At 64.9% G+C, this 26,298-nt stretch carries 29 protein-coding genes; 13 read left to right on the forward strand and 16 right to left on the reverse strand.

Going from position 1 to position 26,298, the window contains the following annotated elements:
- The 5 genes from ACOOHP_RS00005 to lipB (ACOOHP_RS00025) form a co-directional block, all read left to right on the forward strand.
- A partial coding sequence (locus ACOOHP_RS00005; RefSeq protein ID WP_420464421.1) for an FtsW/RodA/SpoVE family cell cycle protein occupies nt 1–334 on the forward strand: 334 nt, incomplete at its 5' end.
- Between the two features lie 310 nt (nt 335–644).
- Nucleotides 645–1,577, forward strand: a complete 933-nt coding sequence (locus ACOOHP_RS00010; RefSeq protein ID WP_420464422.1) for a lytic murein transglycosylase — start codon at nt 645–647, stop codon at nt 1,575–1,577.
- Complete coding sequence (locus ACOOHP_RS00015) at nt 1,574–2,521, forward strand: septal ring lytic transglycosylase RlpA family protein (RefSeq protein ID WP_420464423.1); 948 nt, start codon at nt 1,574–1,576, stop codon at nt 2,519–2,521. The genes ACOOHP_RS00010 and ACOOHP_RS00015 overlap by 4 nt, the downstream gene beginning before the upstream one ends.
- Nucleotides 2,522–2,724: 203 nt before the next feature.
- Complete coding sequence (locus ACOOHP_RS00020; protein WP_420464424.1) at nt 2,725–3,870, forward strand: D-alanyl-D-alanine carboxypeptidase family protein; 1,146 nt, start codon at nt 2,725–2,727, stop codon at nt 3,868–3,870.
- Nucleotides 3,855–4,493, forward strand: coding sequence for a lipoyl(octanoyl) transferase LipB (lipB, locus tag ACOOHP_RS00025; RefSeq protein WP_420464425.1), 639 nt, complete (start codon nt 3,855–3,857; stop codon nt 4,491–4,493). The genes ACOOHP_RS00020 and lipB (ACOOHP_RS00025) overlap by 16 nt, the downstream gene beginning before the upstream one ends.
- Here the strand turns inward: lipB (ACOOHP_RS00025) and ACOOHP_RS00030 are convergent.
- Nucleotides 4,483–4,719, reverse strand: a complete 237-nt coding sequence (locus tag ACOOHP_RS00030) for a hypothetical protein (RefSeq protein ID WP_420464426.1) — start codon at nt 4,717–4,719, stop codon at nt 4,483–4,485. The two genes, lipB (ACOOHP_RS00025) and ACOOHP_RS00030, sit on opposite strands and share 11 nt — an antisense overlap.
- 212 nt (nt 4,720–4,931) lie before the next feature.
- Between ACOOHP_RS00030 and ACOOHP_RS00035 the strand changes: the two genes are divergently transcribed.
- From ACOOHP_RS00035 to ACOOHP_RS00050, 4 genes are read left to right on the forward strand one after another with little or no spacing between them, the layout of a single operon-like run.
- On the forward strand, nt 4,932–5,756 hold the full coding sequence (locus ACOOHP_RS00035) for an ABC transporter ATP-binding protein (RefSeq protein ID WP_420464427.1): 825 nt from the start codon (nt 4,932–4,934) through the stop codon (nt 5,754–5,756).
- Nucleotides 5,753–6,520 (forward strand): lipid asymmetry maintenance ABC transporter permease subunit MlaE, encoded by a 768-nt coding sequence (gene mlaE / locus ACOOHP_RS00040; RefSeq protein ID WP_420464428.1) that lies wholly within the window; start codon nt 5,753–5,755, stop codon nt 6,518–6,520. Before ACOOHP_RS00035 ends, mlaE (ACOOHP_RS00040) begins: the two co-directional genes overlap by 4 nt.
- 29 nt (nt 6,521–6,549) lie before the next feature.
- The gene (gene mlaD / locus ACOOHP_RS00045; RefSeq protein ID WP_420464429.1) at nt 6,550–7,110 is read left to right on the forward strand and encodes an outer membrane lipid asymmetry maintenance protein MlaD; all 561 of its coding nucleotides are present in this window, start codon (nt 6,550–6,552) and stop codon (nt 7,108–7,110) included.
- The gene (locus ACOOHP_RS00050; RefSeq protein WP_420464430.1) at nt 7,107–8,297 is read left to right on the forward strand and encodes an ABC transporter substrate-binding protein; all 1,191 of its coding nucleotides are present in this window, start codon (nt 7,107–7,109) and stop codon (nt 8,295–8,297) included. Before mlaD (ACOOHP_RS00045) ends, ACOOHP_RS00050 begins: the two co-directional genes overlap by 4 nt.
- Nucleotides 8,298–8,588: 291 nt before the next feature.
- On the opposite strand, the gene ACOOHP_RS00055 is transcribed toward ACOOHP_RS00050, so the two are convergent.
- The 6 genes from ACOOHP_RS00055 to ACOOHP_RS00080 are packed head-to-tail and all read right to left on the reverse strand — an operon-like array spanning nt 8,589 to nt 12,453.
- Nucleotides 8,589–9,326 carry a VacJ family lipoprotein gene (locus tag ACOOHP_RS00055; RefSeq protein WP_420464431.1) on the reverse strand — a complete coding sequence of 246 codons (738 nt, stop codon included), beginning with the start codon at nt 9,324–9,326 and terminating at the stop codon, nt 8,589–8,591.
- 56 nt (nt 9,327–9,382) lie between these two features.
- On the reverse strand, nt 9,383–9,631 hold the full coding sequence (locus ACOOHP_RS00060; RefSeq protein WP_420464432.1) for an STAS domain-containing protein: 249 nt from the start codon (nt 9,629–9,631) through the stop codon (nt 9,383–9,385).
- Nucleotides 9,631–10,278 carry an MlaC/ttg2D family ABC transporter substrate-binding protein gene (locus tag ACOOHP_RS00065; RefSeq protein ID WP_420464433.1) on the reverse strand — a complete coding sequence of 216 codons (648 nt, stop codon included), beginning with the start codon at nt 10,276–10,278 and terminating at the stop codon, nt 9,631–9,633. Before ACOOHP_RS00065 ends, ACOOHP_RS00060 begins: the two co-directional genes overlap by 1 nt.
- Nucleotides 10,275–10,835, reverse strand: a complete 561-nt coding sequence (gene mlaD / locus ACOOHP_RS00070) for an outer membrane lipid asymmetry maintenance protein MlaD (RefSeq protein ID WP_420464429.1) — start codon at nt 10,833–10,835, stop codon at nt 10,275–10,277. The genes ACOOHP_RS00065 and mlaD (ACOOHP_RS00070) overlap by 4 nt, the downstream gene beginning before the upstream one ends.
- A gap of 29 nt (nt 10,836–10,864) precedes the next feature.
- Nucleotides 10,865–11,632: a lipid asymmetry maintenance ABC transporter permease subunit MlaE gene (mlaE, locus tag ACOOHP_RS00075; RefSeq protein ID WP_420464428.1), complete on the reverse strand. Its 768-nt coding sequence runs from the start codon at nt 11,630–11,632 to the stop codon at nt 10,865–10,867.
- Nucleotides 11,629–12,453 carry an ABC transporter ATP-binding protein gene (locus ACOOHP_RS00080; RefSeq protein ID WP_420464427.1) on the reverse strand — a complete coding sequence of 275 codons (825 nt, stop codon included), beginning with the start codon at nt 12,451–12,453 and terminating at the stop codon, nt 11,629–11,631. Before ACOOHP_RS00080 ends, mlaE (ACOOHP_RS00075) begins: the two co-directional genes overlap by 4 nt.
- A 212-nt stretch (nt 12,454–12,665) precedes the next feature.
- Between ACOOHP_RS00080 and ACOOHP_RS00085 the strand changes: the two genes are divergently transcribed.
- Nucleotides 12,666–12,902, forward strand: a complete 237-nt coding sequence (locus ACOOHP_RS00085; protein WP_420464426.1) for a hypothetical protein — start codon at nt 12,666–12,668, stop codon at nt 12,900–12,902.
- Here the strand turns inward: ACOOHP_RS00085 and lipB (ACOOHP_RS00090) are convergent.
- The 9 genes from lipB (ACOOHP_RS00090) to ACOOHP_RS00130 all read right to left on the reverse strand — a co-directional run bounded on the left by lipB (ACOOHP_RS00090) (nt 12,892) and on the right by ACOOHP_RS00130 (nt 22,868).
- Entirely contained in the window at nt 12,892–13,530 is a 639-nt protein-coding gene (gene lipB / locus ACOOHP_RS00090; protein WP_420464425.1) for a lipoyl(octanoyl) transferase LipB, read from the reverse strand. The genes ACOOHP_RS00085 and lipB (ACOOHP_RS00090) overlap by 11 nt on opposite strands.
- A complete protein-coding gene (locus tag ACOOHP_RS00095; protein WP_420464424.1) occupies nt 13,515–14,660 on the reverse strand; it encodes a D-alanyl-D-alanine carboxypeptidase family protein in 1,146 nt (381 codons plus the stop codon). Before ACOOHP_RS00095 ends, lipB (ACOOHP_RS00090) begins: the two co-directional genes overlap by 16 nt.
- Before the next feature lie 203 nt (nt 14,661–14,863).
- Complete coding sequence (locus tag ACOOHP_RS00100; RefSeq protein WP_420464423.1) at nt 14,864–15,811, reverse strand: septal ring lytic transglycosylase RlpA family protein; 948 nt, start codon at nt 15,809–15,811, stop codon at nt 14,864–14,866.
- Nucleotides 15,808–16,740 (reverse strand): lytic murein transglycosylase, encoded by a 933-nt coding sequence (locus ACOOHP_RS00105; RefSeq protein ID WP_420464422.1) that lies wholly within the window; start codon nt 16,738–16,740, stop codon nt 15,808–15,810. The genes ACOOHP_RS00100 and ACOOHP_RS00105 overlap by 4 nt, the downstream gene beginning before the upstream one ends.
- 310 nt (nt 16,741–17,050) lie before the next feature.
- On the reverse strand, nt 17,051–18,175 hold the full coding sequence (gene rodA, locus ACOOHP_RS00110; RefSeq protein WP_420464434.1) for a rod shape-determining protein RodA: 1,125 nt from the start codon (nt 18,173–18,175) through the stop codon (nt 17,051–17,053).
- 7 nt (nt 18,176–18,182) lie between these two features.
- Complete coding sequence (mrdA, locus tag ACOOHP_RS00115; RefSeq protein WP_420464435.1) at nt 18,183–20,144, reverse strand: penicillin-binding protein 2; 1,962 nt, start codon at nt 20,142–20,144, stop codon at nt 18,183–18,185.
- A 14-nt stretch (nt 20,145–20,158) separates the two neighbouring features.
- On the reverse strand, nt 20,159–20,638 hold the full coding sequence (mreD, locus tag ACOOHP_RS00120; protein ID WP_420464436.1) for a rod shape-determining protein MreD: 480 nt from the start codon (nt 20,636–20,638) through the stop codon (nt 20,159–20,161).
- Nucleotides 20,635–21,600 (reverse strand): rod shape-determining protein MreC, encoded by a 966-nt coding sequence (gene mreC, locus ACOOHP_RS00125; RefSeq protein WP_420464437.1) that lies wholly within the window; start codon nt 21,598–21,600, stop codon nt 20,635–20,637. The genes mreD and mreC overlap by 4 nt, the downstream gene beginning before the upstream one ends.
- 230 nt (nt 21,601–21,830) lie before the next feature.
- Nucleotides 21,831–22,868 carry a rod shape-determining protein gene (locus ACOOHP_RS00130; protein ID WP_420464438.1) on the reverse strand — a complete coding sequence of 346 codons (1,038 nt, stop codon included), beginning with the start codon at nt 22,866–22,868 and terminating at the stop codon, nt 21,831–21,833.
- Between the two features lie 136 nt (nt 22,869–23,004).
- Here ACOOHP_RS00130 and gatC point away from each other — a divergent pair, with 136 nt between their 5' ends.
- The 3 genes from gatC to gatB all read left to right on the forward strand — a co-directional run bounded on the left by gatC (nt 23,005) and on the right by gatB (nt 26,296).
- Entirely contained in the window at nt 23,005–23,292 is a 288-nt protein-coding gene (gene gatC / locus ACOOHP_RS00135; RefSeq protein ID WP_420464439.1) for an Asp-tRNA(Asn)/Glu-tRNA(Gln) amidotransferase subunit GatC, read from the forward strand.
- Between the two features lie 86 nt (nt 23,293–23,378).
- Nucleotides 23,379–24,836, forward strand: coding sequence for an Asp-tRNA(Asn)/Glu-tRNA(Gln) amidotransferase subunit GatA (gene gatA, locus ACOOHP_RS00140; RefSeq protein WP_420464440.1), 1,458 nt, complete (start codon nt 23,379–23,381; stop codon nt 24,834–24,836).
- Nucleotides 24,836–26,296: an Asp-tRNA(Asn)/Glu-tRNA(Gln) amidotransferase subunit GatB gene (gene gatB, locus ACOOHP_RS00145; RefSeq protein ID WP_420464441.1), complete on the forward strand. Its 1,461-nt coding sequence runs from the start codon at nt 24,836–24,838 to the stop codon at nt 26,294–26,296. The genes gatA and gatB overlap by 1 nt, the downstream gene beginning before the upstream one ends.
- Nucleotides 26,297–26,298 lie beyond the last annotated feature (2 nt).

Genomic DNA, 26,298 nt, shown 5'->3' on the forward strand with positions numbered 1-26,298 from the left:
GTCGCATACCGATTTCATCCTGGCGGTGTTTGCCGAAGAGTTGGGGCTGGCAGGGGTGTGCCTGCTGCTGCTGCTCTACCTGGCGGTGGTGGCGCGCGGCCTGTACATCGCCGCGCGGGCACAGGACAGTTTTCAGCGCTTGCTGGCCGGCGCGCTGTCGATGACCTTCTTCGTCTACGTGTTCATCAACATGGGGATGGTGATGGGTCTGCTGCCGGTGGTGGGGGTGCCGCTGCCGTTAATGAGTTACGGCGGCACCTCCATGGTCAGTCTGCTTGCGGGCTTCGGCATCCTGATGTCCATCCACACCCACCGCAAGTTGCTGGAATCCTGAGCCAAAAAAAGCATTCGCCACGGATTTCACGGATCGACAGTCAGGGACTTGCGGCCGATCAGGTCGCCGAATCGGTGTCGCGGCGCTCCCAGACCGGTGGATGCCTTGATCCACGTTAATCCGTGTCATTCGTGGTCGCCTGTCGTTTTCCGATTGAGACCGAGCCCGGGTTGGCGATCCCGGCGCCAACGGTTATGGTTCCCGGATCATTCCCCAGTTGCGTCCGCCACGAATGCATCGTGCCTGCCTGTGGCTCGTTCTCCTATGGACGAGCGTCCCCTGTTTTGCCGACTACAGCACGCATGTAAAAGTGCCTGCGCTGCTGAACCAACTCGCCGCCGAGGAACGCTTCACCGACAAGGAGCTGGAAGGCGTCAAGGCCGCGCTGCGCGAGGCCGAGAAGCTGCCGCAGCTGGTGCAGGCCGAGCAGACCGCCGCCGAGCGCACCGAAACCTGGACGACTTACGCGGCCAAGCGGGTCGATGCGCCGCGCATCGCCCGCGGCGCCGAATTCATTGCGCAGTATCGCGAGATGCTGATGCGGGCCGAGTCCGAATACGGCGTGCCGCCCTCGGTGATCGCCGGCGTGCTGGGACTGGAGACCAACTTCGGCAGCTTCACCGGCACCACGCGGGTGCTGGATGCCCTGGCCACCCAGGGGATGGATCACCCGACCCGGTCGAAGTTCTTTTTCAGCGAGCTGGTGGCTTTTTTTGCGTTCTGTCGCGACTTCGGAATGGACCCCACCGAGCCCAAGGGCTCCTACGCCGGTGCCATGGGCTGGGCGCAGTTCATGCCCAGTAACTACCGCCGCCTGGCGGTGGATTTCGACGGCGACGGCAAGCGGGATTTGTGGCAACCCGCCGACGCCATCGGCAGCGTTGCCCGCTACCTGGTCGACTACGATCCCGCCCGTCGCTGGCATCGCGGCGAGCCGCTTATGGTTCCGGCGAAGTTGCTGCAGCCGCTGGCGGCGGACGTCGCGGTCAACACCAGCCGCAGCACGCATCGGGCCGGCAGTCTGGCCGCACTGGGGCTGGAAAGCGCGGTGGATCTGCCGCCTGAAACCCGCGTCGGCATCGTGCGGCTGCAGCTCGACCAGGGCGAGGAGTACTGGCTCGGCCTGCACAATTTCTACTCGGTGATGAGCTACAACCCGCGCGTGTACTACGCCATGACGGTCAGCCTGCTGGCCAGGGAGATGGCCCGGCTGGACGCCGAACGAGGCGCCGCTGGCGAATGAAGCATCCGTTCCTGCACGGCCTCGTCGCCGTCGCCGCGCTGGGCCTGGCCGCCTGCACCACGCCGGTCCAGAAACCGACCAACCCCCGGCAGGTCCGCATCCCGCCGCCGCAGGCGAGTGTGATCAAACCCGAGCGCAGCCCGGAGGAGGAAGAAGAAGAAGAACGTTTCAACACGCCGGCGCCGCGGTCGGAAAAGGACGGTCCGCCCGACCCGCGGGAGATTCCGCTCGACCTGGCGGCGCTGCCGGACCCGGTGCCGGTGCACGAACCGCTCAGCCCCGGCGGCAATCCCAAAAGCTACGAGGTCTTCGGCAAGCGCTACAACGTGCTGAATTCGGCCACGGGCTTTCGCGAAACCGGTCTGGCGTCGTGGTACGGCAAGAAATTCCATGGGCGCAGAACGTCCAACGGCGAGCGCTACGACATGTTCAAGCTCACCGCCGCGCACAAGCATCTGCCGCTGCCGACGTACGTGCGCGTGACCAACCTGGGCAACGGCAAGTCGGTGGTGGTGCGCGTCAACGACCGCGGCCCGTTCCACGGCTCGCGCATCATCGATCTGTCGTTCGCCGCTGCGACGCGTCTGGACACCGTCGGCAAGATCGCCACGGTCGAGGTCGAGGCCATCACACCGGGCCAGGAGCTGCCGCCGCCGCCGCGATTGCGCGGCCACGAAACCGCCATCGCCCGCGCCACGCCGGCTCGCACCACGGGTCGCCTGTTGCAGATCGGCGCCTTCACCGATCCGGTCAATGCCGTGGCCATGCGCGAAGAGATCGAACAGTTGGGGATCGACCGGGTGGTGGTGCGCGTCGGCCTGCTCGACAATGGCGACACTATCCATCGCGTGATGCTTGGCCCCTTCGACGAACGCCAGCGCATGGACGAGGCACGTATCCGCCTGCGCACCGCCGGTTACGATCCGATCAACATCGCGCAGTGACCACGAGCCCGTCCTGGCTCCAACGAGGTCGCAACACCATTGAACCATCGGCATCCAATTTTTCAGGGTTCAAGGAGCTGCACGCGATCGAAAACCGACCTTTGCCGCCGCCAAGGTCCGCAACGAACCACCACGGGTACACCGCGCCTTGTTGCACTGCGATAATCGCGCGTCGCCCGCTCACTCACCAGTCCGTACAAACGATGAAGCCTTTCCTTCCGCTGGTCCTGCTGCTCTCCATGCTGCTGTGCGGCCAGGCCCATGCCGCGCAGATTCCCGATGCTCCGGCCGTCGAGGCACGCTCTTACGTCGTCATGGACTTTGCCAGCGGCGAAGTGCTGGCCTCGCGCGAACCCGATCTTCGGGTGGAGCCGGCCAGCATCACCAAGGTCATGCTGGCCTACGTGGTCTACGACGAGGTCGCCAAGGGCCGCCTCAAGTGGGACGACACCGCGCTGATCAGCGAGAAAGCCTGGCGCCAGGGGAAGGATTCCAGTGAGTCGCGCATGTTTCTGGACCTGGGCTCCAAGGTAAAGCTGGAGGATTTGATTCGCGGCATCGTCATCCAGTCCGGCAACGACGCCAGTGTGGCCATGGCTGAGCATGTCGCCGGCAGCGAAGAGGCCTTTGCGGAACTGATGAACCAGTACGCCAAGCGCCTGGGCATGAAAAACACCCACTTCACCAATGCGCCGGGCATGCCCCATGCCGATCACTACACCACTGCCTACGACATCGCGTTGCTCGGTCGAGCCCTGATCCGCGATTTTCCCGACGACTACAAACGCTATTCCGAGCGCGACTTCACCTACAACGGCATCAAGCAGGGCAATCGCAACATCCTGCTGGACATGGACCCCGGTGCCGATGGCATCAAGACCGGCCACACCAGCTCCGCCGGTTACTGCCTGCTGTCGTCGATCCAGCGCGACGAGCGCCGTTTGATCACCGCGATCATGGGCACCAAGAGCATGAAGTACCGCGCCCAGGCCAGCCTGGAACTCATGAACTGGGGCTTCCGCTTCTTCGACACCGTCACCCTGTTCGGCCCGCAGAGTCCGCTGGCCAGTGTGCGGGTTTGGAAAGGCACCGAAGCGCAGCTCGCCATCGGCGCGCAGCCGCTCAGCCTGCTGCTGCCACGCGGCGCCACCGAACGGTTGAAGTTCGAAACCAAGGTCAACGAGCCGGTGCTGGCGCCGGTGGCGCTCAACCAGACGATCGGCACGGTCAGCATCAGCCTGGACGGCAAGCCGCTGCGACAACTACCCCTGCTGGCACTGAAGGACATCCCCGCCGGCAGCCTGGTACAGCGCCTGTCGGACCAGGTCCGCATGTGGCTGGCCAACTGATCTGCCGTCAACTGGGACTGCGCGACTACGCCGAAACGGCCGATGCCATGCGCGCCTTCACCGAGGCGCGGACGGCGGACACCACCGATGAACTGTGGCTGCTGCAGCATCCGCCGGTGTTCACCCAGGGCCAGGCCGGCAAGCCCGAGCACGTCCTGAGTCCCGGCGACATCCCCGTGGTCGCGTCCTCTCGCGGTGGTCAGGTGACCTACCACGGTCCGGGTCAGCTGGTGGCCTATCCGCTGCTGGATCTGCGCCGCCGCGGCTTGGGATTGCGCGACTTGGTGAGCCTGCTGGAAACCAGCCTGATCGATCTGCTGCAGGTCTACGGCATATCGGCGTTTGCGCGCGCCGAAGCCCCCGGCGTGTACGTCCGGCGCAACTTCGGCCGCGGCGACGAGACGCGCAAGATCGCCTCCATCGGCCTGCGCATCAGCCGCGGATGCAGCTATCACGGGATCGCGCTCAATGTCGCCATGGACCTGGAACCGTTCGAGCGCATCAATCCCTGCGGCTATGCCGGCCTGCGCATGACCCAGCTCGGCGATCTGGGCGGATCGGTCGACGTCGAGACGGCGGGACAGGCGCTCCACGCGCAACTGGATCGACGCCTTAGCGCGTGAACGTGTCAAGCCGCTCCGGCACCGGCACCGGCAGGGGCGGCACTCGGTGTCTGGCCTCGGGCACGTCCTGCAGCGCCGGATCCGGCGGCTGACAGGCACGATCCACCGATCGAGCGGGATTTTCGGGGTCCGGGCGCAGCGGGCGCTCATGGTCGTCGAAGCATCCTGGCGGATAGACATAAACCGCCTCGCCCTCGGCTTGCGCGTCGGCTTGCGCGATCGACAAGCAGGCGCACAACAGAACCCAGAGCAGCGGACACCACCGCGGAACCGTCACCGGCGCGCCACCGCGTGGACCTGTTGTCGCAGTGTGGACAGACCGGTGAGGTTCAGCCCGGCCATGCCACGGTGCCATTCTTGGCGGCCAGCCATTTGAACGTAGAATAAGACGATGCATTCCATTGCCCCTATCGAAACGCGCGTCTGCGCGGGCTCGCCATGACTGCGTCCGACGACAGCGTACTGGTCCGCGTTCGCGACGTGCACTTTGGTTACGGCGCGCGGGTGATCTACAACGGCGTGAACATCGACATCGCGCGCGGCAAGCTCACCGCGGTGATGGGGCCCTCCGGCACCGGCAAGACCACTTTGCTGCGGCTGATCGGCGGGCAGTGGAAGCCCGGCGCCGGCACGGTCGAGTTCGACGGCGTCAACGTCCACAAGCTGCGCCGGGGGCCGCTGTACGAACTGCGCAAGCGCATGGGAATGCTGTTTCAGAACGGCGCGCTGCTGACCGATCTCAACGTGTTCGAGAACGTCGCTTTTCCGCTGCGCGAACAGACCCGGCTGCCGGAATCCATGATCCGCGACCTGGTACTGATGAAATTGCAGGCGGTGGGTCTGCGCGGCGCGCGCGACCTGTATCCGCAGCAGCTTTCCGGCGGCATGGCGCGACGGGTGGCGCTGGCACGCGCCATCGCGCTGGATCCGGACCTGGTGATGTACGACGAACCCTTCGCCGGCCAGGACCCCATCTCCATGGGCGTGCTGATGCGCCTGATCCGCACCCTCAACGATGCGTTGGGGCTGACTTCCATCCTGGTGTCGCACGATCTGCAGGAAGTGCTGTCGATTGCCGACTATGGCTATCTGATCGCCGACGGCAAGGTGCAGGCACAGGGCACGCCGGAACAGATTCGCACTTCCGATCATCCCTGGGTGCAGCAGTTCCTGCAGGGCGAGCCGGACGGCCCGGTCGCATTTCACTACAAGGCGCCGAGCTATGCAGCAGATCTGCTCGGCAGCGGAGCGGACGCGCCATGAGCGGTGCATGGAGCATCGTCCATTCGTTCCTGTCCGGCCTCGGCCGCGCGCAGTTTTTCCTGCTCCAGATCGTCGCCGGCCTGCCGGCGCTGGTACTGCGTCCGCGGCTGGTGGTGCAGCAGCTCTACTACGTCGGTCAGCTGTCGATGATCATCATCGTGCTGTCCGGTTCGTTCGTGGGCATGGTGCTGGCGCTGCAGGGTTATCGCACCTTGATCCGCTTCGGCGCGGAAGAATCCCTGGGCGTATTCGTGGCGCTCGTGATCATCCGCGAGCTCGGCCCGGTGGTCACCGCCCTGCTGTTCGCCGGCCGTGCCGGTTCCGCGCTGGCAGCCGAGCTGGGCCTGATGCGCGCCACCGATCAGCTCTCCGCGATGGAAATGATGGCGGTGGACCCGGTGCGCCGGGTGGTGGCGCCCCGCTTCATCGCCGGCGTCATTGCCATGCCGCTGCTGGCCTCGATCTTCGCCGTGATGGCCATCGGCATCGCCGGTGGCCACGCCATCGGCGTGGAATTGCTGGGCGTGGACGCGGGCAGCTACTGGTCGCAGATCCGCAGCAGCGTGGGCATGGAAGATATCGTCGACGGCCTGGTCAAATCGCTGGTATTCGGCATCGTCGTGAGCTGGATCGCGGTGTACCAGGGCTTTCACGCCGATCCGACGTCCGAAGGCGTGGCGCGTGCCACCACCTCCACGGTCGTGCTGTCCTCGCTGTCGATCCTGGCGCTCGACTTCGTTCTCACCGCCTTCATGTTCAAGTGAAGTTCAGTCACCCCATCTAGGTTCCGCTCATGCAATCTCGCGCGCTCGAAATGTTGGTTGGCCTGTTTGTCTGCCTGGGCGTGGCGGCGGTATTCGTCATGACTTTCCGCGTCGCCAGTCTGGATACCGTGGGCGGCAGCGGGCAGACCTACAAGGTGGTGGCGTCGTTCGACAACATCGGCGGCCTCAAACCCGGCTCGGCGGTGACCATGGCCGGCGTCAAGATCGGCCGCGTACGCGACATCGCGATCAACGCGGACACCTTCGAGGCTGACGTCATGCTGGAGCTGTCCGACAGCTACGCGAACATCCCGGAAGATTCCAACGCCAAGATTCTCACCGCCGGGTTGCTCGGCGAGCAGTACATCGGCATCGAGGCCGGCGGCGCCGACGAATCGCTGCAGGACGGCAGCAAGCTCAAACTGACGCAGAGCGCGCTGGTGCTGGAGAACCTCATCGGTCAATTCCTGTCTTCTCAGGGCAATGACGACGGCAACGCGCAACTCGCGTCCGCCATTGGCAAGCTCGCCGACTCGCTCGGCACAAGTCATTCTTCCGCGGCCCCGGCCGCCAACGGAGACACTCCGTGAACTATCGCAAACTGCTGTCCCGCTTCATCGTTGCCCCTGTTCTCGCGCTCGGCCTGGGTGCCGCAGCGCAGGCCGCGCCGACGCAACCCGCCGACCAGGTCATCAAGACGGCAACCGAAGATTTTCAGGCCCTGATCCAGCAGAACCACGAGCAGTATCGCAAGGACCTGGAATCGTTCTACAAGGTGGTTGACGACAAGGTCGTGCCGCACTTCGATTCGCGCGCCATCGCGCAGCTGGTGCTGGGCCGTAACTGGCGCGGCGCCAGCGCCGAGCAGCGCGATCGTTTCGAAGCGGCGTTCAAGGATTCGCTGATCCGCACTTATGCACGCGCCATGCTGGACTACCACGACAGCATCAAGGCCGAGTGGGCACCGCTACGTGCCGCCGAAGGCGCTGACGATGTCACCGTGAATGCCAAGATCCTGCGTGAGAACGCACCCCCCATCGCGCTGGCGTTTTCGGTCCACGCCAAGGAAGACCAATGGAAAATTTACGACATCTCTGTCGAAGGGTTGTCGCTGATCACCAACTTCCGCAGCCAGATCAACGTCGAGGTCAAGGCTAAGGGTCTGGACGCGGTGATCAAAAAGCTGGAAGACGACACCTACTTCGAAAAGCCTGCCAGCTCGGGCACCGGCGGCAATGACACCCTGGTCGCGGGGAGTGCCGACACCGGGCTCAACGGCGGTGCCGGCAACGACAGTCTGACGGGCAACGCCAGTGCCAACACGCTGATTGGTGGTCAGGACAACGACACCCTCAACGGCGCGGGCGGCAACGACGTGCTGATCGGCGCTGCGGGCGATGATGTGCTGATCTACGACGAGGACGACACGCTCAGGGTGGATGGCGGCAACGGGCTCGACACCTTGCGGGTGACGGGTGGCGATAGCATCAACTTCACGCAGCTCAACGATCTGCTGATCACCAACATCGAGCAGATCGATCTGGAAACCGATACCGGGAACAACCAGATCACGCTGGCACTGCGCGATGTGCTGGCGCTGTCGGATACCACCAACGACATTTTCATCTTCGGCGAAAGCGGCGATGTGGTGGATCTTTCGCCGGAATTCAGCAACAGCGGCACGTTCGACGACGGCGTTCGCGATTACAACATCTACAGCGTGATGGGCAATGACGCGCGGGTGTTCGTTGAGCAGTTGGACATCGTGGTGGTGTAAGCAAACGGTGTTTGTAGCCCGGTTTCGCGCAGCGAAGCCGGGTGGGCGATGTGAAGAAGCCACGGCTCACCGCAACCGCGCGGCGAATCGAGCGACCGGGTCTTTGGGTTCCGAGAAATCGGGGGAGAAAAAGGAACGGCGCACGGATGACGACATAAAAGCATCCAAAATCGACAGCATCCGCGCTGGCGCCATTGCCGCAGCTGGGAATTCACGGCTTACTGCAATAGCTGCCTTGGCAGGCCGAGCAGGGCATCAGCCTGGCTTTAGGCACCTATCAGGTGATCCGGGTTACTCGTCTTCGTCTTCGTCTTCGTCTTCGTCTTCGCCGAAGTCGTACTCGTGTTTCGGCGGATTGCCATCGAACACCAGGCTCTGGCGGCGCTGCAGATAGGCGGTGCGGATGAAGATGTAGGGATCGAACTGCTCGTCCAGGATCTTGTCGGCGTCCAGCAATTGCGTGCGCGCATCCACCGCGCCAACCACGCCGATCGCAATGGCTTCTTCGGTTTCGACGTAGGCGGTGGGCGACGTGAAGGCATCGCCGACCCTTCCCACCAGATCGCGCGAATTGCTCGGGCCCAGCAAGGGCAGCATCAGGTACCAGCCTTCGCCGGCGCCCCAGCGGCCGAAGGTCTGGCCCAGATCTTCATTATTGGCGGGCAGACCCAATGGGGTGGCGACATCCATGATGCCTACGATCCCGACCGTGGTGTTGAGCACGAAACGCCCCAGGTCCTTGCCACCCTGCGCGAACTTGCCCTGCAGCAGGTCGTTGACGATGACCGTGGGATAAAACAGATTGTCGAGAAAATTGGAAACACCGCCGCGGATTTCCACCGGTACGTAGTCGCGATAGCCCTTGGCCACCGGCCGCAGCACGTAGCGGTCTGCACCGCGATTGAACTTGTAGATCCCGCGGTTGACCGGCTCCAGCGGATCGGACGGTTCGTCCGGCGGCAGGTGAGCGCAGCCGACGAGGCAGGCGACAGCGGAGCAGGCGAGCAGGCGGGCAAGCGCGGTGGACACGGACTCTCCCCGTTATTCGTTCGTTGGCGATCTTGGCGACCCCGCGGAAGCCCGGGTCAGGCTTCCAGCTTGAGCACACCGTCCAATTGCAGGGACTCTAGCAGGCCACGCACCTGCGGGGGTGCGTTGATCAGCCTCAGGGTGCGCCCGTGACGGGAGGCGCGTCGTGTCAGTTCCAGCAGGAAGGCGGCGCCGGCGCTATCGAGGCGATCGATGTCCGCCAGGTCGAACGTTTCGCGCTGGGCCAGGGCGTCGGCCTGCGGCAGCCACTGGCGCATGTGCGCAAAGGTAAGGTCGTGGGCCATCAGCCGGTGCCCGAGCTGGCAGGCTTTTCGAAGTAGGTGTCGTCTTCCAGCTTTTTGATCACCGCGTCCAGACCCTTAGCCTTGACCTCGACGTTGATCTGGCTGCGGAAGTTGGTGATCAGCGACAACCCTTCGACAGAGATGTCGTAAATTTTCCATTGGTCTTCCTTGGCGTGGACCGAAAACGCCAGCGCGATGGGGGGTGCGTTCTCACGCAGGATCTTGGCATTCACGGTGACATCGTCAGCGCCTTCGGCGGCACGTAGCGGTGCCCACTCGGCCTTGATGCTGTCGTGGTAGTCCAGCATGGCGCGTGCATAAGTGCGGATCAGCGAATCCTTGAACGCCGCTTCGAAACGATCGCGCTGCTCGGCGCTGGCGCCGCGCCAGTTACGGCCCAGCACCAGCTGCGCGATGGCGCGCGAATCGAAGTGCGGCACGACCTTGTCGTCAACCACCTTGTAGAACGATTCCAGGTCCTTGCGATACTGCTCGTGGTTCTGCTGGATCAGGGCCTGAAAATCTTCGGTTGCCGTCTTGATGACCTGGTCGGCGGGTTGCGTCGGCGCGGCCTGCGCTGCGGCACCCAGGCCGAGCGCGAGAACAGGGGCAACGATGAAGCGGGACAGCAGTTTGCGATAGTTCACGGAGTGTCTCCGTTGGCGGCCGGGGCCGCGGAAGAATGACTTGTGCCGAGCGAGTCGGCGAGCTTGCCAATGGCGGACGCGAGTTGCGCGTTGCCGTCGTCATTGCCCTGAGAAGACAGGAATTGACCGATGAGGTTCTCCAGCACCAGCGCGCTCTGCGTCAGTTTGAGCTTGCTGCCGTCCTGCAGCGATTCGTCGGCGCCGCCGGCCTCGATGCCGATGTACTGCTCGCCGAGCAACCCGGCGGTGAGAATCTTGGCGTTGGAATCTTCCGGGATGTTCGCGTAGCTGTCGGACAGCTCCAGCATGACGTCAGCCTCGAAGGTGTCCGCGTTGATCGCGATGTCGCGTACGCGGCCGATCTTGACGCCGGCCATGGTCACCGCCGAGCCGGGTTTGAGGCCGCCGATGTTGTCGAACGACGCCACCACCTTGTAGGTCTGCCCGCTGCCGCCCACGGTATCCAGACTGGCGACGCGGAAAGTCATGACGAATACCGCCGCCACGCCCAGGCAGACAAACAGGCCAACCAACATTTCGAGCGCGCGAGATTGCATGAGCGGAACCTAGATGGGGTGACTGAACTTCACTTGAACATGAAGGCGGTGAGAACGAAGTCGAGCGCCAGGATCGACAGCGAGGACAGCACGACCGTGGAGGTGGTGGCACGCGCCACGCCTTCGGACGTCGGATCGGCGTGAAAGCCCTGGTACACCGCGATCCAGCTCACGACGATGCCGAATACCAGCGATTTGACCAGGCCGTCGACGATATCTTCCATGCCCACGCTGCTGCGGATCTGCGACCAGTAGCTGCCCGCGTCCACGCCCAGCAATTCCACGCCGATGGCGTGGCCACCGGCGATGCCGATGGCCATCACGGCGAAGATCGAGGCCAGCAGCGGCATGGCAATGACGCCGGCGATGAAGCGGGGCGCCACCACCCGGCGCACCGGGTCCACCGCCATCATTTCCATCGCGGAGAGCTGATCGGTGGCGCGCATCAGGCCCAGCTCGGCTGCCAGCGCGGAACCGGCACGGCCGGCGAACAGCAGGGCGGTGACCACCGGGCCGAGCTCGCGGATGATCACGAGCGCCACGAATACGCCCAGGGATTCTTCCGCGCCGAAGCGGATCAAGGTGCGATAACCCTGCAGCGCCAGCACCATGCCCACGAACGAACCGGACAGCACGATGATGATCATCGACAGCTGACCGACGTAGTAGAGCTGCTGCACCACCAGCCGCGGACGCAGTACCAGCGCCGGCAGGCCGGCGACGATCTGGAGCAGGAAAAACTGCGCGCGGCCGAGGCCGGACAGGAACGAATGGACGATGCTCCATGCACCGCTCATGGCGCGTCCGCTCCGCTGCCGAGCAGATCTGCTGCATAGCTCGGCGCCTTGTAGTGAAATGCGACCGGGCCGTCCGGCTCGCCCTGCAGGAACTGCTGCACCCAGGGATGATCGGAAGTGCGAATCTGTTCCGGCGTGCCCTGTGCCTGCACCTTGCCGTCGGCGATCAGATAGCCATAGTCGGCAATCGACAGCACTTCCTGCAGATCGTGCGACACCAGGATGGAAGTCAGCCCCAACGCATCGTTGAGGGTGCGGATCAGGCGCATCAGCACGCCCATGGAGATGGGGTCCTGGCCGGCGAAGGGTTCGTCGTACATCACCAGGTCCGGATCCAGCGCGATGGCGCGTGCCAGCGCCACCCGTCGCGCCATGCCGCCGGAAAGCTGCTGCGGATACAGGTCGCGCGCGCCGCGCAGACCCACCGCCTGCAATTTCATCAGTACCAGGTCGCGGATCATGGATTCCGGCAGCCGGGTCTGTTCGCGCAGCGGAAAAGCGACGTTCTCGAACACGTTGAGATCGGTCAGCAGCGCGCCGTTCTGAAACAGCATTCCCATGCGCTTGCGCAGTTCGTACAGCGGCCCCCGGCGCAGCTTGTGGACGTTGACGCCGTCGAACTCGACCGTGCCGGCGCCGGGCTTCCACTGCCCGCCGATCAGCCGCAGCAAAGTGGTCTTGCCGGTGCCGGAGGGCCCCATCACCGCGGTGAGCTTGCCGCGCGCGATGTCGATGTTCACGCCGTTGTAGATCACCCGCGCGCCGTAACCAAAGTGCACGTCGCGAACGCGGACCAGTACGCTGTCGTCGGACGCAGTCATGGCGAGCCCGCGCAGACGCGCGTTTCGATAGGGGCAATGGAATGCATCGTCTTATTCTACGTTCAAATGGCTGGCCGCCAAGAATGGCACCGTGGCATGGCCGGGCTGAACCTCACCGGTCTGTCCACACTGCGACAACAGGTCCACGCGGTGGCGCGCCGGTGACGGTTCCGCGGTGGTGTCCGCTGCTCTGGGTTCTGTTGTGCGCCTGCTTGTCGATCGCGCAAGCCGACGCGCAAGCCGAGGGCGAGGCGGTTTATGTCTATCCGCCAGGATGCTTCGACGACCATGAGCGCCCGCTGCGCCCGGACCCCGAAAATCCCGCTCGATCGGTGGATCGTGCCTGTCAGCCGCCGGATCCGGCGCTGCAGGACGTGCCCGAGGCCAGACACCGAGTGCCGCCCCTGCCGGTGCCGGTGCCGGAGCGGCTTGACACGTTCACGCGCTAAGGCGTCGATCCAGTTGCGCGTGGAGCGCCTGTCCCGCCGTCTCGACGTCGACCGATCCGCCCAGATCGCCGAGCTGGGTCATGCGCAGGCCGGCATAGCCGCAGGGATTGATGCGCTCGAACGGTTCCAGGTCCATGGCGACATTGAGCGCGATCCCGTGATAGCTGCATCCGCGGCTGATGCGCAGGCCGATGGAGGCGATCTTGCGCGTCTCGTCGCCGCGGCCGAAGTTGCGCCGGACGTACACGCCGGGGGCTTCGGCGCGCGCAAACGCCGATATGCCGTAGACCTGCAGCAGATCGATCAGGCTGGTTTCCAGCAGGCTCACCAAGTCGCGCAATCCCAAGCCGCGGCGGCGCAGATCCAGCAGCGGATAGGCCACCAGCTGACCCGGACCGTGGTAGGTCACCTGACCACCGCGAGAGGACGCGACCACGGGGATGTCGCCGGGACTCAGGACGTGCTCGGGCTTGCCGGCCTGGCCCTGGGTGAACACCGGCGGATGCTGCAGCAGCCACAGTTCATCGGTGGTGTCCGCCGTCCGCGCCTCGGTGAAGGCGCGCATGGCATCGGCCGTTTCGGCGTAGTCGCGCAGTCCCAGTTGACGGCAGATCAGTTGGCCAGCCACATGCGGACCTGGTCCGACAGGCGCTGTACCAGGCTGCCGGCGGGGATGTCCTTCAGTGCCAGCAGGGGTAGTTGTCGCAGCGGCTTGCCGTCCAGGCTGATGCTGACCGTGCCGATCGTCTGGTTGAGCGCCACCGGCGCCAGCACCGGCTCGTTGACCTTGGTTTCGAACTTCAACCGTTCGGTGGCGCCGCGTGGCAGCAGCAGGCTGAGCGGCTGCGCGCCGATGGCGAGCTGCGCTTCGGTGCCTTTCCAAACCCGCACACTGGCCAGCGGACTCTGCGGGCCGAACAGGGTGACGGTGTCGAAGAAGCGGAAGCCCCAGTTCATGAGTTCCAGGCTGGCCTGGGCGCGGTACTTCATGCTCTTGGTGCCCATGATCGCGGTGATCAAACGGCGCTCGTCGCGCTGGATCGACGACAGCAGGCAGTAACCGGCGGAGCTGGTGTGGCCGGTCTTGATGCCATCGGCACCGGGGTCCATGTCCAGCAGGATGTTGCGATTGCCCTGCTTGATGCCGTTGTAGGTGAAGTCGCGCTCGGAATAGCGTTTGTAGTCGTCGGGAAAATCGCGGATCAGGGCTCGACCGAGCAACGCGATGTCGTAGGCAGTGGTGTAGTGATCGGCATGGGGCATGCCCGGCGCATTGGTGAAGTGGGTGTTTTTCATGCCCAGGCGCTTGGCGTACTGGTTCATCAGTTCCGCAAAGGCCTCTTCGCTGCCGGCGACATGCTCAGCCATGGCCACACTGGCGTCGTTGCCGGACTGGATGACGATGCCGCGAATCAAATCCTCCAGCTTTACCTTGGAGCCCAGGTCCAGAAACATGCGCGACTCACTGGAATCCTTCCCCTGGCGCCAGGCTTTCTCGCTGATCAGCGCGGTGTCGTCCCACTTGAGGCGGCCCTTGGCGACCTCGTCGTAGACCACGTAGGCCAGCATGACCTTGGTGATGCTGGCCGGCTCCACCCGAAGATCGGGTTCGCGCGAGGCCAGCACTTCGCCGCTGGCAAAGTCCATGACGACGTAAGAGCGTGCCTCGACGGCCGGAGCATCGGGAATCTGCGCGGCATGGGCCTGGCCGCACAGCAGCATGGAGAGCAGCAGGACCAGCGGAAGGAAAGGCTTCATCGTTTGTACGGACTGGTGAGTGAGCGGGCGACGCGCGATTATCGCAGTGCAACAAGGCGCGGTGTACCCGTGGTGGTTCGTTGCGGACCTTGGCGGCGGCAAAGGTCGGTTTTCGATCGCGTGCAGCTCCTTGAACCCTGAAAAATTGGATGCCGATGGTTCAATGGTGTTGCGACCTCGTTGGAGCCAGGACGGGCTCGTGGTCACTGCGCGATGTTGATCGGATCGTAACCGGCGGTGCGCAGGCGGATACGTGCCTCGTCCATGCGCTGGCGTTCGTCGAAGGGGCCAAGCATCACGCGATGGATAGTGTCGCCATTGTCGAGCAGGCCGACGCGCACCACCACCCGGTCGATCCCCAACTGTTCGATCTCTTCGCGCATGGCCACGGCATTGACCGGATCGGTGAAGGCGCCGATCTGCAACAGGCGACCCGTGGTGCGAGCCGGCGTGGCGCGGGCGATGGCGGTTTCGTGGCCGCGCAATCGCGGCGGCGGCGGCAGCTCCTGGCCCGGTGTGATGGCCTCGACCTCGACCGTGGCGATCTTGCCGACGGTGTCCAGACGCGTCGCAGCGGCGAACGACAGATCGATGATGCGCGAGCCGTGGAACGGGCCGCGGTCGTTGACGCGCACCACCACCGACTTGCCGTTGCCCAGGTTGGTCACGCGCACGTACGTCGGCAGCGGCAGATGCTTGTGCGCGGCGGTGAGCTTGAACATGTCGTAGCGCTCGCCGTTGGACGTTCTGCGCCCATGGAATTTCTTGCCGTACCACGACGCCAGACCGGTTTCGCGAAAGCCCGTGGCCGAATTCAGCACGTTGTAGCGCTTGCCGAAGACCTCGTAGCTTTTGGGATTGCCGCCGGGGCTGAGCGGTTCGTGCACCGGCACCGGGTCCGGCAGCGCCGCCAGGTCGAGCGGAATCTCCCGCGGGTCGGGCGGACCGTCCTTTTCCGACCGCGGCGCCGGCGTGTTGAAACGTTCTTCTTCTTCTTCCTCCTCCGGGCTGCGCTCGGGTTTGATCACACTCGCCTGCGGCGGCGGGATGCGGACCTGCCGGGGGTTGGTCGGTTTCTGGACCGGCGTGGTGCAGGCGGCCAGGCCCAGCGCGGCGACGGCGACGAGGCCGTGCAGGAACGGATGCTTCATTCGCCAGCGGCGCCTCGTTCGGCGTCCAGCCGGGCCATCTCCCTGGCCAGCAGGCTGACCGTCATGGCGTAGTACACGCGCGGGTTGTAGCTCATCACCGAGTAGAAATTGTGCAGGCCGAGCCAGTACTCCTCGCCCTGGTCGAGCTGCAGCCGCACGATGCCGACGCGGGTTTCAGGCGGCAGATCCACCGCGCTTTCCAGCCCCAGTGCGGCCAGACTGCCGGCCCGATGCGTGCTGCGGCTGGTGTTGACCGCGACGTCCGCCGCCAGCGGCTGCAGCAACTTCGCCGGAACCATAAGCGGCTCGCCGCGATGCCAGCGACGGGCGGGATCGTAGTCGACCAGGTAGCGGGCAACGCTGCCGATGGCGTCGGCGGGTTGCCACAAATCCCGCTTGCCGTCGCCGTCGAAATCCACCGCCAGGCGGCGGTAGTTACTGGGCATGAACTGCGCCCAGCCCATGGCACCGGCGTAGGAGCCCTTGGGCTCGGTGGGGTCCATTCCGAAGTCGCGACAGAACGCAAAAAAAGCCACCAGCTCGCTGAAAAAGAACTTCGACCGGGTCGGGTGATCCATCCCCTGGGTGGCCAGGGCATCCAGCACCCGCGTGGTGCCGGTGAAGCTGCCGAAGTTGGTCTCCAGTCCCAGCACGCCGGCGATCACCGAGGGCGGCACGCCGTATTCGGACTCGGCCCGCATCAGCATCTCGCGATACTGCGCAATGAATTCGGCGCCGCGGGCGATGCGCGGCGCATCGACCCGCTTGGCCGCGTAAGTCGTCCAGGTTTCGGTGCGCTCGGCGGCGGTCTGCTCGGCCTGCACCAGCTGCGGCAGCTTCTCGGCCTCGCGCAGCGCGGCCTTGACGCCTTCCAGCTCCTTGTCGGTGAAGCGTTCCTCGGCGGCGAGTTGGTTCAGCAGCGCAGGCACTTTTACATGCGTGCTGTAGTCGGCAAAACAGGGGACGCTCGTCCATAGGAGAACGAGCCACAGGCAGGCACGATGCATTCGTGGCGGACGCAACTGGGGAATGATCCGGGAACCATAACCGTTGGCGCCGGGATCGCCAACCCGGGCTCGGTCTCAATCGGAAAACGACAGGCGACCACGAATGACACGGATTAACGTGGATCAAGGCATCCACCGGTCTGGGAGCGCCGCGACACCGATTCGGCGACCTGATCGGCCGCAAGTCCCTGACTGTCGATCCGTGAAATCCGTGGCGAATGCTTTTTTTGGCTCAGGATTCCAGCAACTTGCGGTGGGTGTGGATGGACATCAGGATGCCGAAGCCCGCAAGCAGACTGACCATGGAGGTGCCGCCGTAACTCATTAACGGCAGCGGCACCCCCACCACCGGCAGCAGACCCATCACCATCCCCATGTTGATGAACACGTAGACGAAGAAGGTCATCGACAGCGCGCCGGCCAGCAAGCGCTGAAAACTGTCCTGTGCCCGCGCGGCGATGTACAGGCCGCGCGCCACCACCGCCAGGTAGAGCAGCAGCAGCAGGCACACCCCTGCCAGCCCCAACTCTTCGGCAAACACCGCCAGGATGAAATCGGTATGCGACTCGGGCAGGAAATCCAGTTTGGCCTGGGTGCCTTCCAGCCAGCCCTTGCCGAAGGGGCCGCCCGAGCCGATGGCGATCTTGGACTGTGCAATGTGATATCCGGCCCCGAGCGGATCGGATTCGGGATCGAGCAGGGTCAGGATGCGCTGCTGCTGGTACTCGTGCAGGCGTGCCCACAACACCGGTGCGGCGGCCCCGATCAGCACTCCGGCGCCCACGATGTATTTCCACGACAGCCCGCCCAGGTATAGCGCAAAACCGCCGGAAGCCAGGATCAGCAGCGAGGTGCCCAGATCCGGTTGAATCATCACCAGCAGGACCGGACCGCCGATGATCAGCAGCGTCGTGCCGACCACATGCGGGCGCGGCGGCAGCGGGAACAGGTGCAGGAAGCCGGCCACCATGATCGGCATGGCCAGCTTCATCAGTTCCGACGGCTGGAAGCGCAGCACGCCCAGATCCAGCCATCGCTGCGCGCCCTTGGCATGATCGCCCAGCAGCAGGGTCAGCACGCACAGGAAGGCGGCGAAGCCGTAGAACCAGGGCGCGCCTGCGCGGTAGATCTCGGGCGGAGCCTGCGCCGCCAGACCCATCACCACCAGCCCGATCACCAGGCGTTCGGCCTGATTGACCACGGTAGGAACGGAGTGCCCCGAGGCCGAGTACAGCACCGTCAGGCCCAGCGCGCAGATGCCTAGCAACAGCACCAGCAGAATCGGGTCCAGATGCAGCACGTAAAAGCTGCGCCGCAGACTGGGCTCTGCGCTGCGCGTGGACGGGAAGGGGCTCATCGGCGGCTCACTGCAGGATGGGGACCGGCGGTCGCGGTGCCGGCGGTGGCGGCGGCGTGCCGACGGGTGGCGTGCCGGGTGGTGGTGGCGGCGTGTACAGCACTTGGCCCAGCAAGGCCTGGTCCATCACCTGGCGCGCGATGGGCGCGGCCATGGCGCCGCCGCCGCCGGCATGTTCGGCGATCACTGCCACCGCGATGCGCGGGTCCTCGGCGGGGGCGAATGCGATGAACAGCGCGTGGTCGCGCAGGTGAAACGGGGTGTCTTCGAGCTTGCGTGCGCGCAGGTCGTCCTGCGACAGGCCGGCGACCTGGGCGGTGCCGGTCTTGCCGGCCACGCGATAAGGGGCGTCCTTGAACGCGCGATTGCCGGTGCCGCGTTGCGATGCGGTGACTTCCACCATGGCTGCGATCACCGTTTCCCAGTCCTCCTGATGCCGATTGACGATGGGCGCAAGCGGCTGCGGCGCCTCCGCGACCCGCGCGCCGGTCAGGGCATCCTGTTTGGCGAGCACGATGTGCGGACGAAACCCCTTACCGCGCATGGCCATGCGCGCAGTGATGTGCGCCAGTTGCATCGGCGTGGTGGTCATGTAGCCCTGGCCGATCCCGATATTGAGCGTCTCGCCCGGATACCAGGGCTCGCGGCGGGTCCGCAGTTTCCATTCGCGCGAAGGCAGCAACCCGGTCTTTTCCAGCGGCAGATCGATGTCGGTGGGATGCCCCAGCCCGAACACGTTGAGAAAGCCGTGGATGCGGTCTACGCCCAGCGACTGCGCGAGCTGGTAGAAGTAGATGTCGCAGGACTGGATGATGCCGGAGGCCATGTTCATCCAGCCGTGACCCTCGCGTTTCCAGCAGCGGTAGCGGCGGCTCGAGCCGGGCAGTTTCATCGCACCGCTGCAGTACTCGGCGTGCGCGGCATCGACGACGTCGTGCTCCAGCCCCGCCAGCACCATGAACGGCTTGATGGTGGAGCCCGGCGGATAGGCACCCTGCAACGCGCGGTTGTAGAGCGGGCGCTTGCGGTCGTCCAACAGGGCCTTGTAGGAGGCGCGGTCGATGCCGGCCACGAACGGCTGCGGATCGAAGCCGGGTTTGGACACCAGCGCGATGACGTCGCCGTTGCGCGGATCGATCGCCACCACCGCGCCGTCCAGCTCGCCCAGCGCGGCCTCGGCCACGGTCTGCACCTTGGCATCGAGGGTCAGGACCAGATTCTGCCCGGGCGCACCCTGGCGATACTCCAGCTCCCGCAGCGGCCGGCCGTAGGCATTGGCTTCCACGATCTTGGCGCCCGGGGTGCCGCGCAGGTCGTCCTCGTGCGATTTTTCCACGCCGATCTTGCCGATCTGCGCCAGGCCTTGATACAGCGCGCCCTTCTGTGCGCTGTCGATATCCTCGAACTCCTTTTCGTTGATGCCGCCGACATAGCCGATCACATGTGCCGCCGCCGCCCCCAGCGGATAGCTGCGGGTCAGGGTCGCATTGACGTCGGCACCTTCGAATTCGTAGCGGTTGAGCTGAAAGCGCGCCACTTCCTCTGCGGTCAGGTTGCTGCGTAGCGGCACGCCGCGATAGCGCGGGGTCTTGGCCACGCGGTCCAGGAAGCGCGCGATCTCGCCCTGGTTCAGCCCCAGCAGCTCGCGCAGTTTGACCAGCAGCCCCGGCATGTCCTTGACCTGTTCGGGCACGATTTCCAGCACGAAGGCCGGCGTGTTCTGAGCCAGCAGGACGCCATTGCGGTCGGTCATCAGTCCGCGCACCGGCGGCACCGCGGTCAGGCGCATGCGGTTTTCGTTGGAGCGCGTGACGTAGTACTCGCGGTCCAGGACCTGCAGATTGATCAGGCGAAACAGCAGCACGCCGGTCAGCACCATGCACACCAGACCGCCGAATGCGATGCGCGAGGCGAACATCTGTCGCTCGCGCGGCAGGTTCTTCAGGCGGTCCACATACGGCCTACTCATGGGGAATCGTCACGCTAATCCGACCGGCTGCGGCGCGAATGGCCATCCAGCACGGTGTGGACCAGCGGCCAGAACAGAGTGCTCGACACTGCCGGCAGCCAGCGCAGGAGCGGGTCCGCGCGATGCAATGCGAGGTTGTCGATCAGCATCATCAACAGACAATACCCGGCCCAGGCCGGTGCCAGCGCCACGGTCGATTGCCACAGCGGGAAAAGGACGAAAACGCTGCGCAGGCGAATCACCGAGTAAACCAGCAGCAACAGGCCGGCGGCGTGCTGGCCCAGCACGGTGTTGTAGAGCACGTCCAGCATCAGCCCGCTCAGAAACGCCGCCAGCAGGGTCGGTACGCGTGGCTCTTCCAACGCCCAGTAACCCAGCACCAGAGGGATCCATAGCGGACGGGCCGCCGCGATGGCTTCCGGCAGGGCGACCAGTTGCAGGAGAAACGCGATCGTCAGGCTGGCCCAGAAACGTGCGTGGGGGCTGCGTGTCATGGCCCCGGTGCGGGCGCCGCAGCGGCCGGCTGCCCGGGTGGGGCCGGTGCCACGACCGGCGGCGGTGCCAGATTGGCTTCCGCGGCGGCGGCCTCGCCGGCCTGCAATGCGTCCAGCACGGGCCGCTCGCTCCACACCAGCAAGGCCTGGCGACCGTGGCCGATTCTGGCGGCCGGCAAGGCGATGGCTTCCTTGAAATGTCCGCCTGGCGTGTGATGCACCGATTCCACTCGCGCCACCGGGTAGCCGGCCGGGAAGCGCCCGCCCAGCGAGGAGGACACCACGAGGTCGCCTTTCTGGATCTCGGCATTGGCCGGCAGGAAGGGCAGGCGCAGACGCTGACCGCTGCCCTGGCCCAGCGCAGTCGCCTGTAGGCCGTTGCGGTTGATTTCCACCGGGATGCCGTGATCGGGATCGGTCAGCAGCAGCCCCACCGAGGTCGAGGGATAGACCTGGACAATCTGGCCCAGGACACCACTGGCGTCGACCAGCGCCTGGCCGCGATAGACGCCGTGGCGCTCGCCCTTGTCCAGGGTGATCTGCTGCCGGTACGGGTCCTGATTGGACGCGATGATGTCGGCGGCCACCACGCGGTCCTGCAGGCGGGCCGAGGCTTCCAGCAGCCCGCGCAGACGCCGGTTCTCCGCGTCCAGGGCGGCATAGCGGTGCAGCTGCGACTCGATCTGCAATTGGCGTCGTTCGAGTTGCTTGTTCTCCTCGATCAGTTGTCGGCGCGAGCGCAGATGATCGGTCAACTGACCCAGCCGCGTCGGGATGTCAGCCACCCATACCAGCGGACTGAGCGCGACTGCCAGCCATTCCCGCGGCTCGGAAACCGGCTCTCCACGCAGCTCGGAGGCGATCAGGCTGGTGCAGACCAGCAGCAGCAGCAAGGTCCGCACGCCCAGACCCGGTCCACGCGGAAACAGGGGTCGATGAGGGCTCGCGCTGAGGGTATTCAAAGCTCGCGCCTGGTCTGGATGAGGCCGGGAAGAACGGCGAGAACAGCGGTTGAAAAACGCGCGGGCAGGTTAGTCCGCCAGCGGCTGCTTCGCAATGGCGGCTGCAGTGCTTTCCAGCGACGGCTCAGGCGCTTGCCGGACACATCGCAAGTAGGGTTGGAACCTGGAGCGCGGCCGCGAACAGTGATAAATGATCTGTAGTTATTGCTAACTGCAGATATTTAGACGCATCACTCCATCGAGTAGAAATCGCCCTGCCGATCCAGCATGTCCAGCACCATGCCGCCGCCACGGGCCACGCAGGTGAGCGGATCGTCGGCGATGATCACCGGCAGGCCGGTTTCTTCCGAGATCAGCTTGTCGAGGTCGCGCAGCAGCGCGCCGCCGCCGGTGAGCACGATGCCGCGCTCGGCCACGTCCGAGCCCAGCTCCGGCGGCGTGCGCTCCAGCGCCTGCTTCACCGCCTTGACGATGCCTGCGAGCGGTTCCTGTAGCGCGTCGAGAATCTCGTTGGAGTTCATCGTGAAGTTGCGCGGCACGCCAGCGGCCAAATGGCGACCGACCACGTCGATCTCCTGCACCTCGTGGCCCGGAAACGCGGTGCCGATCTCCTGTTTGATGCGCTCGGCGGTGGCTTCGCCGATCAGCATGTTGTATTGGCGACGCACGTAGGAAACGATGGCTTCGTCGAACTTGTCGCCGCCGATGCGAACCGACTCGGCATAGACGATGCCGTTGAGCGAGATCACCGCGACCTCGCTGGTGCCGCCGCCGATGTCCACCACCATCGAACCGCGCGCATCCGAGATCGGGATGCCGGCGCCCATCGCAGCGGCGATGGGTTCTTCGATGACCCAGACCTTGCGTGCGCCGGCGTTTTCCACCGATTCGCGGATCGCGCGGCGCTCCACCTGGGTAGAGCCGTAGGGCACGCACACCACCACGCGGGTGATCGGGCGCATCATGCGGCCCTTCTGCACCTTGCGGATGAAGTGCTGCAGCATCTTTTCGGTCACCGTGTAGTCGGCGATGACGCCGTCGCGCAGCGGGCGGATGGTGGAGATGTTGGTCGGCGTGCGGCCGAGCATTTTTTTGGCTTCGATGCCGACCGCCTCGACTTTCTTGCTGCCGCGCGCGTCGCTGCGTATAGCCACAACCGAGGGTTCGTTCAGCACGATGCCTTCGTCGCGCACGTAGACCAGGGTGTTGGCGGTGCCCAGGTCAATGGAAAGATCGTTGACGAACAGGCGGCGAACTGCGTCGATCATCGGGGGATGGTCTCGCGGGGATGAGGGCGGCGGAGCGCGGGGCGGAAGCCGGCGTGTAGGTATGGATAGGCACAGCAGTCCCGCGAGCGGGTACTATTGTGCGGCGCACATCTTAAACGAATTCGGTAACTGCACGATGAGTCTTTCCGCGGATCAAATCCGTCAGGTGGCCCATCTCGCCCGGCTCGAACTGCGAGCCGACGAGGTCGATCACTACGCCAGGCAGATCTCCAGCATCCTGGAGATGGTGGACCAGCTGTCCACCGCCGACACCGCGGGCGTGACGCCCATGGCACACCCGCTGGCGATGGTGCAGCGCCTGCGCCCCGACGCCGTGACTGAACCCGATCTCAGGTCCGATTACCAGGCCCATGCGCCGGCGGTGCAAGACGGATTGTTCGTGGTGCCGAAAGTCATCGAGTAGCCGGGAATCGAGAATCGGGAATCGAGAATCGTCGAAGCCCGGCCTCAAGCAATTCCCCATTCCCCATTCCCGATTCCCGTGTTTCCATGCACAACCTTTCGATCAAACAACTTGCGGAGGGTCTGCGCAGCCGGCAATTCTCCAGCCGCGAACTGACGCAGCATTATCTCGACCGCATCGCCGCGCACGATCAGCGGCTCAACAGCTTCATCACCGTGACCCGCGAACAGGCGCTGGTCCAGGCCGATGCGGCCGACGCCGCACTCAAGGCCGGGACGGCTGGCCCGCTGACCGGCATTCCGCTGGCGCAGAAGGATATTTTCTGCACCCGCGACGTGCGCACCAGTTGCGCCAGCCGCATGCTCGATACCTTTGTCGCGCCCTATGACGCCACCGTGGTGACCAAGCTGCACGCCGAGGCGGGCATGGTGATGCTGGGCAAGTGCAATATGGACGAATTCGCCATGGGTTCGTCCAACGAAACCAGCTGGTACGGACCGGTCAGGAATCCCTGGGACCTGCGTCGCGTGCCAGGGGGATCCAGCGGCGGTTCTGCCGCCGCGGTCGCCGCGGGTCTGGCGCCTGCGGCCACGGCGACCGATACCGGCGGCTCGATCCGCCAGCCGGCGGCGCTGACCAATCTGACCGGGATCAAGCCCACCTACGGGCGGGTGTCGCGCTACGGCATGATCGCGTTCGCCTCCAGTCTGGACCAGGGCGGCGTGCTCGCGCGCAGTGCCGAAGATGCCGCGCTGGTGCTGCAGGCGATGATCGGCTTCGATCCCCGCGATTCCACCAGCGTGCAGCGCGAGCCCGAAACCTATGCCGACAAGCTCGGCCGCTCGATAGCGGGGCTGCGCGTGGGGCTGCCCAAGGAATATTTTGCGCAAGGCCTGATGCCGGAAGTCCGCAGCTGCGTCGAGGCCGCCGTGAAACAACTGGTGGAGATGGGCGCGACCCTGGTGGACATTTCGCTGCCCAACGCGCCGCTGTCGGTGCCGACTTATTACGTAGTCGCCCCGGCCGAGGCGTCCAGCAACCTCGCGCGCTTCGACGGCGTGCGTTACGGCCATCGGGCGGAAGGCTCGCGCAGTCTCGAAGAGCTGTACAAGAAGAGCCGCGGCGAAGGTTTTGGCGCCGAAGTCCAGCGGCGCATCATGATCGGTACCTACGTTCTCAGCCATGGCTACTACGACGCCTACTATCTGCAGGCGCAGAAGGTGCGCAAGCTGATCTACGAGGACTTCCGCAAGGCCTTCCAGCAGTGCGACGTGATCCTGGGGCCCACCACCACCGACGTCGCCTTCGAACTGGACTCCAAGACCGACGACCCGGTGGCGATGTACCTCAACGACATCTACACCATCGCTGCCAATCTGGCGGGCATCCCGGCGATGAGCCTGCCCTGTGGATTCGTCAACGCCCTGCCCGTGGGCATGCAGCTCATGGGGGACTTCTTCCAGGAAGCACGCCTGCTCAACGTCGCGCATCAGTATCAGCAGGCCACCAGCTCGCACATGCGCACGCCGAAGGGATTCGAGTGATGGATCAAAACTGGGAAGCTGTCATCGGACTGGAAGTGCATTGCCAGCTGTTGACGAAGTCGAAGATTTTTTCCGGGGCCGCCACCGCATACGGTGCCGAGCCCAACACCCAGGCCGACGGCGTCACCCTGGGTCTGCCCGGCGTATTGCCGGTGCTCAACGCCGATGCGCTGCGGATGGCGGTCAAGTTCGGCCTGGCAGTGGACGCCACCGTGGCCGAGCGCAGCGTGTTTGCGCGCAAGCACTATTTCTATCCGGACCTGCCCAAGGGCTATCAGATTTCGCAGTACGAATTGCCCATCGTCGAGCACGGCCATCTGGATATCGAACTGCCTGCGGCCGAGAAGGGCGGCGAGCCCGTGGTCAAGCGCATCGGCATCACGCGCGCGCACATGGAAGAAGACGCCGGAAAGTCCTTGCACGAGGCGTTCGTCGGTGCCACCGGCATCGATCTCAATCGTGCGGGCACGCCCTTGCTGGAGATCGTGTCGGAGCCGGATATCCGCTCCGCGGCCGAGGCGGTGGCCTACCTCAAGAAACTGCACCAGCTGGTCGTCTACATCGGCATTTGCGACGGCAACATGCAGGAGGGCAGCTTTCGCTGCGACGCCAATGTCTCCGTGCGTCGTCGCGGCGCCGAAAAATTCGGTACCCGCACCGAGACCAAGAACGTCAATTCCTTCCGCTACGTCGAAAAGGCCATCGAGTACGAGATCGAGCGCCAGATCGAGGTGATCGAAGGTGGCGGCCGCATCGTCCAGGAAACCCGCCTGTTCGATCCCGGCACCGGCACCACGCGTGCCATGCGGACCAAGGAAGACGCCAACGATTATCGCTACTTCCCGGACCCCGACCTGCTGCCGGTGGTGGTGGAGCCCGAGGATCGCGAACGCATCCGGGCGACGCTGCCGGAGCTGCCGGAAGCCAAGCGCACCCGCTTCATGTCGGACTACGGTCTGGCCCGCTACGATGCCACCGTGCTCACCGGCGAATTCGCGCTGGCCGATTACTACGAGGCGGTGGTGCGTCTGAGCGCCGCCGATCCCAAGCTCTGCGCCAACTGGGTCAGCGGCGACCTGCTCGGCGCGCTGAACAAGCTGGGCAAGGAGATCGGGGAGTCGCCGGTGTCCGCCGACATGATGGCCGGCCTGATCCGGCGCCTGGCGGACAAGACCATTTCCGGCAAGATTGCCAAGGACGTGTTCGAGGCGATGCTGGCGGGTGAAGGCGATGCCGACCGCATCATCCAGGCCAAGGGCCTGGTGCAGATCACCGACGACAGCGCCATCGTCGCGGCCATCGAGCAGGTGATGGCGGGCAACCCCAAGCAGCTCCAGGAATACCGCTCCGGCAAGGACAAGCTGTTCGGGTTCTTCGTGGGCCAGACCATGAAGGCCACGCAAGGCAAGGCCAATCCGGAGGCGCTCAACCGCTTGCTCAAGGAGAAACTGGCGCCTTGACC

The sequence above is a fragment of the Panacagrimonas sp. genome, assembly GCF_965216805.1.
Classification (GTDB): Bacteria; Pseudomonadota; Gammaproteobacteria; order Nevskiales; family Nevskiaceae; genus Panacagrimonas.